This is a genomic window from Acidovorax sp. JHL-3 (genome assembly GCF_000526295.1).
Classification (GTDB): Bacteria; Pseudomonadota; Gammaproteobacteria; order Burkholderiales; family Burkholderiaceae_C; genus Acidovorax; species Acidovorax defluvii.
The window spans coordinates 526,501-532,500 of record NZ_JAFU01000001.1 but is presented as its reverse complement, the minus strand read 5'-3'; the positions used below and the strand labels follow the sequence as shown (position 1 = coordinate 532,500).

General features: G+C 55.3%; 3 protein-coding genes and 2 rRNA genes. 2 read left to right on the top strand and 3 right to left on the bottom strand.

Features of this window, described 5'->3' with window-relative positions; translation table 11 throughout:
• The first annotated feature begins 26 nt into the window (after positions 1-26).
• Positions 27-2,904: ribosomal RNA gene (locus K226_RS0102410) — 23S ribosomal RNA — on the top strand.
• Positions 2,905-3,064: 160 nt separating this feature from the next.
• Positions 3,065-3,177 (top strand): 5S ribosomal RNA (gene rrf, locus K226_RS0102405).
• A 324-nt stretch (positions 3,178-3,501) separates the two neighbouring features.
• Here rrf and K226_RS0102400 read toward each other — a convergent pair.
• Genes K226_RS0102400 through K226_RS0102390 form a run of 3 tightly spaced genes read right to left on the bottom strand, consistent with a single transcriptional unit; the run spans position 3,502 to position 5,988 of the window.
• Positions 3,502-4,281, bottom strand: coding sequence for a class II glutamine amidotransferase (locus K226_RS0102400; RefSeq protein ID WP_024813279.1), 780 nt, complete (start codon positions 4,279-4,281; stop codon positions 3,502-3,504).
• A 38-nt stretch (positions 4,282-4,319) separates the two neighbouring features.
• Positions 4,320-5,789 carry an MFS transporter gene (locus tag K226_RS0102395; protein ID WP_024813278.1) on the bottom strand — a complete coding sequence of 490 codons (1,470 nt, stop codon included), beginning with the start codon at positions 5,787-5,789 and terminating at the stop codon, positions 4,320-4,322.
• 10 nt (positions 5,790-5,799) lie between these two features.
• Positions 5,800-5,988, bottom strand: a complete 189-nt coding sequence (locus K226_RS0102390) for a 4-oxalocrotonate tautomerase (protein ID WP_024813277.1) — start codon at positions 5,986-5,988, stop codon at positions 5,800-5,802.
• Between the last annotated feature and the right edge of the window lie 12 nt (positions 5,989-6,000).

Sequence of the window (6,000 nt, the reverse complement as noted above, 5' to 3'; positions counted from 1 at the left end):
TCTTGAAAGAGATGTCAAAGTTATAGGGTCAAGTGAATAAGAGCATGTGGTGGATGCCTTGGCGATTACAGGCGACGAAAGACGTGATAGCCTGCGATAAGCTTCGGGGAGCTGGCAAATAAGCTTTGATCCGGAGATTTCTGAATGGGGAAACCCACCTCGCAAGAGGTATCGCATGATGAATACATAGTCATGCGAGGCGAACCGGGTGAACTGAAACATCTCAGTAGCTCGAGGAAAAGACATCAACCGAGATTCCGAAAGTAGTGGCGAGCGAAATCGGAAGAGCCTTCTATTGATAGCACGACTGTTAGCAAAACGGAATGGAAAGTCCGGCCATAGCAGGTGATAGCCCTGTATGCGAAAACAGACGTGTGGTACTAAGGTAGAGACAAGTAGGGCGGGACACGAGAAATCCTGTCTGAATATGGGGGGACCATCCTCCAAGGCTAAATACTCGTAATCGACCGATAGTGAACCAGTACCGTGAGGGAAAGGCGAAAAGAACCCCGGGAGGGGAGTGAAATAGATCCTGAAACCGCATGCTTACAAAAAGTAGGAGCCCTTAGGGGTGACTGCGTACCTTTTGTATAATGGGTCAGCGACTTACATTCAGTGGCAAGGTTAACCGAATAGGGAAGCCGTAGAGAAATCGAGTCCGAATAGGGCGAATCAGTCGCTGGGTGTAGACCCGAAACCAAGTGATCTATCCATGGCCAGGATGAAGGTGCCGTAACAGGTACTGGAGGTCCGAACCCACTAGTGTTGCAAAACTAGGGGATGAGCTGTGGATAGGGGTGAAAGGCTAAACAAACTTGGAAATAGCTGGTTCTCTCCGAAAACTATTTAGGTAGTGCCTCAAGTATTACCGTCGGGGGTAGAGCACTGTTTAGGCTAGGGGGTCATGGCGACTTACCAAACCTATGCAAACTCCGAATACCGACGAGTACAGCTTGGGAGACAGAGCACCGGGTGCTAACGTCCGGACTCAAGAGGGAAACAACCCAGACCGCCAGCTAAGGTCCCTAAAATTGGCTAAGTGGGAAACGAAGTGGGAAGGCTAAAACAGTCAGGATGTTGGCTTAGAAGCAGCCATCATTTAAAGAAAGCGTAATAGCTCACTGATCGAGTCGTCCTGCGCGGAAGATGTAACGGGGCTAAGCCAGTTACCGAAGCTGCGGATGTGCAATTTATTGCACGTGGTAGGAGAGCGTTCTGTAGGCCTGTGAAGGTGTCTGGTAACGGATGCTGGAGGTATCAGAAGTGCGAATGCTGACATGAGTAGCGTTAAAGGGGGTGAAAAGCCCCTCGCCGTAAGCGCAAGGTTTTCTACGCAACGTTCATCGGCGTAGAGTGAGTCGGCCCCTAAGGCGAGGCAGAGATGCGTAGCTGATGGGAAACAGGTCAATATTCCTGTACCGATGTGTAGTGCGATGTGGGGACGGAGAAGGTTAGCTCAGCCAACTGTTGGATATGTTGGTTCAAGCCTGTAGTCGTGCCCGGTAGGCAAATCCGCCGGGCTTAGATGAGGGGTGATAACGAGGCTGCTTGCAGCCGAAGTGAGTGATACCCTGCTTCCAGGAAAAGCCACTAAGCTTCAGCTACACACGACCGTACCGCAAACCGACACTGGTGCGCGAGATGAGTATTCTAAGGCGCTTGAGAGAACTCAGGAGAAGGAACTCGGCAAATTGATACCGTAACTTCGGGAGAAGGTATGCCCCAAGTAGGTGAACCTGTACAAGGCGAGCCCAAAGGGGTTGCAAAAAATCGGTGGCTGCGACTGTTTAATAAAAACACAGCACTCTGCAAACACGAAAGTGGACGTATAGGGTGTGACGCCTGCCCGGTGCTGGAAGATTAAATGATGGGGTGCAAGCTCTTGACTGAAGTCCCAGTAAACGGCGGCCGTAACTATAACGGTCCTAAGGTAGCGAAATTCCTTGTCGGGTAAGTTCCGACCTGCACGAATGGCGTAACGATGGCCACACTGTCTCCTCCTGAGACTCAGCGAAGTTGAAATGTTTGTGATGATGCAATCTCCCCGCGGAAAGACGGAAAGACCCCATGAACCTTTACTGTAGCTTTGTATTGGACTTTGAACAGATCTGTGTAGGATAGGTGGGAGGCTTTGAAGTGAGGTCGCTAGATCTCATGGAGCCAACGTTGAAATACCACCCTGGTGTGTTTGAGGTTCTAACCTAGGTCCATTATCTGGATCGGGGACAGTGCATGGTAGGCAGTTTGACTGGGGCGGTCTCCTCCCAAAGCGTAACGGAGGAGTTCGAAGGTACGCTAGTTACGGTCGGACATCGTGACGATAGTGCAATGGCATAAGCGTGCTTAACTGCGAGACTGACAAGTCGAGCAGATGCGAAAGCAGGACATAGTGATCCGGTGGTTCTGTATGGAAGGGCCATCGCTCAACGGATAAAAGGTACTCTGGGGATAACAGGCTGATACCGCCCAAGAGTTCATATCGACGGCGGTGTTTGGCACCTCGATGTCGGCTCATCTCATCCTGGGGCTGTAGCCGGTCCCAAGGGTATGGCTGTTCGCCATTTAAAGAGGTACGTGAGCTGGGTTTAAAACGTCGTGAGACAGTTTGGTCCCTATCTTCCGTGGGCGCTGCAGATTTGAGGAAGCCTGCTCCTAGTACGAGAGGACCGGAGTGGACACACCTCTGGTGTATCGGTTGTCACGCCAGTGGCATTGCCGAGTAGCTAAGTGTGGAAGAGATAACCGCTGAAAGCATCTAAGCGGGAAACTCGTTTCAAGATGAGATCTGCCGGGGCCTTGAGCCCCCTAAAGAGTCGTTCAAGACCAGGACGTTGATAGGTCAGGTGTGGAAGCGCAGTAATGCGTTAAGCTAACTGATACTAATTGCTCGTGCGGCTTGACCCTATAACTTTGACAGCCTGTCTTCACATCCCCCAAAGATGTGTCAGACATTCTCTTCAAAGATTGTTATGCCAAGTTGACGCATTCAAAAAAACACACAATCTGATTCCAAACTCTATGAATTCGCCGAGCTGTTCCAGTAACAGCTCAGCACTCAGTTATGCCTGATGACCATAGCAAGTTGGTACCACTCCTTCCCATCCCGAACAGGACAGTGAAACGACTTTGCGCCGATGATAGTGCGGGTTCCCGTGTGAAAGTAGGTCATCGTCAGGCTCTTACAGCCCAGCAACGCCCCCCTCTGTGATCAGAAGGGGGCGTTTCTGCTTTGGAATTGCCAAAACACTGCACACCAAACTCAATGCCTGCCAAGCCAGCCGGCAAACGTTGCATCCGGTGAGTCTGCTTTGCACCTTATCGGCCAAGACAGCCCAGAGCTCGACTGCGGGGGCTTAAGGTCGCCAGGGCGCCAAGCCGTCCAGAATTCAGGGCAACAGAATTCGGGGCAAGTGAAGGGACAGAGCAGAGGGGGCTTGGCGGCAAGGTTGCCCGCACGCATATGCTCGGGCCGTGGCCCTGTATGCGCGCAGCCAGAAGGCGCTAGGTAGCCTGCCCCATGTCTGCCTCGGTGCCGTGCACAAATACCTTCAGCTCACCCGCTCCGAACGCTTTCCAGCCCTCGTTGGTCGTCAGTGGATCTGTTGCCACCAATTGCACCCTGTCTGAGGGGGTGGTGAGTGGCGCAAAATCAATGCAGAGGTCTTCATCGGACAGTTGGGCTACAGCAAAAGGATGCCGGCGTTCGAGGTGATAAAGGTGGGTTGAAGCGTGGGCCCACAGTGCTTCCCCATTGGACAGTAAGAAATTGAACGTTCCATGCTTTGCAATGTGTGGAGCAAGTTCGCGCAGCGTGTGTGTGAGTTCTTCAATGCTGGGCATTCCGGCATGCGATTTTGCAAGTTCTTGCAGGAGCCAACAAAATGCGTGCTCGCTGTCAGTAGTGCCTACCGGGTGAAAATGCGCATGCAATCTGGGGCGAAATTCTTTCAGATCGCCGTTGTGTGCAAAAACCCAGTAGCGTCCCCAAAGTTCGCGCACGAAAGGGTGGCAGTTTTGCAGGCTCACAGGGCCTTGCGTGGCCTTGCGGATATGGGCAATCACATTAAAGCTCTTGATGGGATAGCCCCGGATCAGCTCGGCAATCGGCGAGTTCGCCGCGGGTTGATGGTCCACGAAGTGGCGCAAACCGCGGTCTTCAAAGAAAGCGATGCCCCATCCATCGGCGTGATCGGCGGTGTTGCCGCCCCGTTGGGCAAACCCCCGAAAGCTGAACGTAATGTCCGTGGGGGTATTGCTGTTCATACCAAGCAGCTGGCACATAAATAAATCCGTTGGTGTGGAGACTGAAGAAATTGGCGCTACGGTGCGTCGGTCTGTGCAGGTGCACCCCGCAACTGCCAGGCAGCAATGAGGGCGAGCAGGCAGAGCCCTGCCAGCATCAGAAAGGTTTCGCCAAATGCTGCGATGCGTGCGGCGCTGGTGGCGGCGGTCGCCAAGGAATCGCCATGCACGCCCAAACGCCATTCCAGCACGATTCCGCAAAGGCTCACGCCCGCAGCGCCCCCCAGCATGCGCACAAAGCCAATGACACTGGATCCCTGGGATATGAGTGTTTTGTCCAGGGGGCGCATGGCGCCCAGGTTGAGTGAAGGCAGGATAAAGCCCAGGCCGATACGGCCCAGCACGGCAAACAGCACCAGCATCCAAAGTGCCGACTGCAGGCCCACCAGCATCATCAGTGCAAACGAAGCGCCCAGCAGCGCCAGGCCTGTGCTGACCAGCCAGTGGGTGGGAACCCGGTCAGCCAGTCGGCCGACCAAAGGAATGGTCATCGCAAGCACGATCCCGGAAGGCAGCATGATGGTGCCTACGTGGGAGGCCGACAGCTGCAACCCCAGTTGCATGAAGACTGGCAGCAGATAGGTGGAACCGAACAGTGCGGTGCCGTAGATGAAGGCCACCACGCTGCCCATGGCGAATTGTCGGTAGCTAAAGACGCGCAGGTCCATGAGCGGCTGGAGGCCGCGCCTTGATACGCGACGCTGCCACCAAAGAAACAGCACAAAAAACAGAATTGCGCCACTCATCAAAAGGGCGGCCTGGGCGTAGGGCCCGCTGTGCATTGCCACCAGGCCGTTCAGCAGGCACAGCGTACCCAGCGTGCCCAGCATCAAGCCGCGCCAGTCCAGTGGCTCACCCCGGCGATCCGCAGGCACGCCACCGGGTGCGGTAGTGGGTACGAACTTATAGGCCAGGGCAATCGATGCAAGGCAAAACGGCACGACCATGAAGAAGATGGATCGCCAGCCAAACCAGTCGACCAGCAGCCCGCCCACGCTGGGTCCGATAGCGGGAGCCAGCACCACCCCCATCCCGAAAATGCCGCTGGCGCGTCCCTGTTCGTGGGGTTTGAACGCATACAAAATGATCACGGCGGGAATGGGCTGCACCACCCCGGCCGCCAGACCCTCGGCGACACGTGCGGCCAGCACCAGACCGAAATGCCCGGAGAGCCCACCCGCGATGCCCCCTGCCAGCAGCAGAACCATGGCACCCACATAGGTGGCGCGGTAGCCATAGCGTGAGAGCAGCCACGGCGTGGTCAGCATTGACACGGTGGTAGCCACCATGAAGCCCGACGTGACCCACTGGGCACGTTCCTGGCCGAGCATGAAGTAATGGCTCATGTCCGGGATCGCCACGTTGACGATCGTGGACGACATGATGGACGCCATGGTGCCCACCATGACGGAAAGCAGCAGCAGCCAGCGGTAACGTTCGCCGTAGCGCTCGCGCAGCACGGCGATCGAGCCGGGCGGCTGTGTCATGGTGCCGCGCTCAGGAACGTTCGGTCCAGAGCTTGCCGCCGGTGGCCCAGTTTTCGCGCTTCACATCGGCGATGAGGATGTCCACCATCTCGGGCGTACCTCCTAGCACCTCGACCGACACGCGGGTGATTTCTTCGACAAGTTTTTTCTTCTGTTCGACCGTGCGGCCTTCAATCATTTCGACGCGGTAGGTCGGCATGGGGGGACTCCT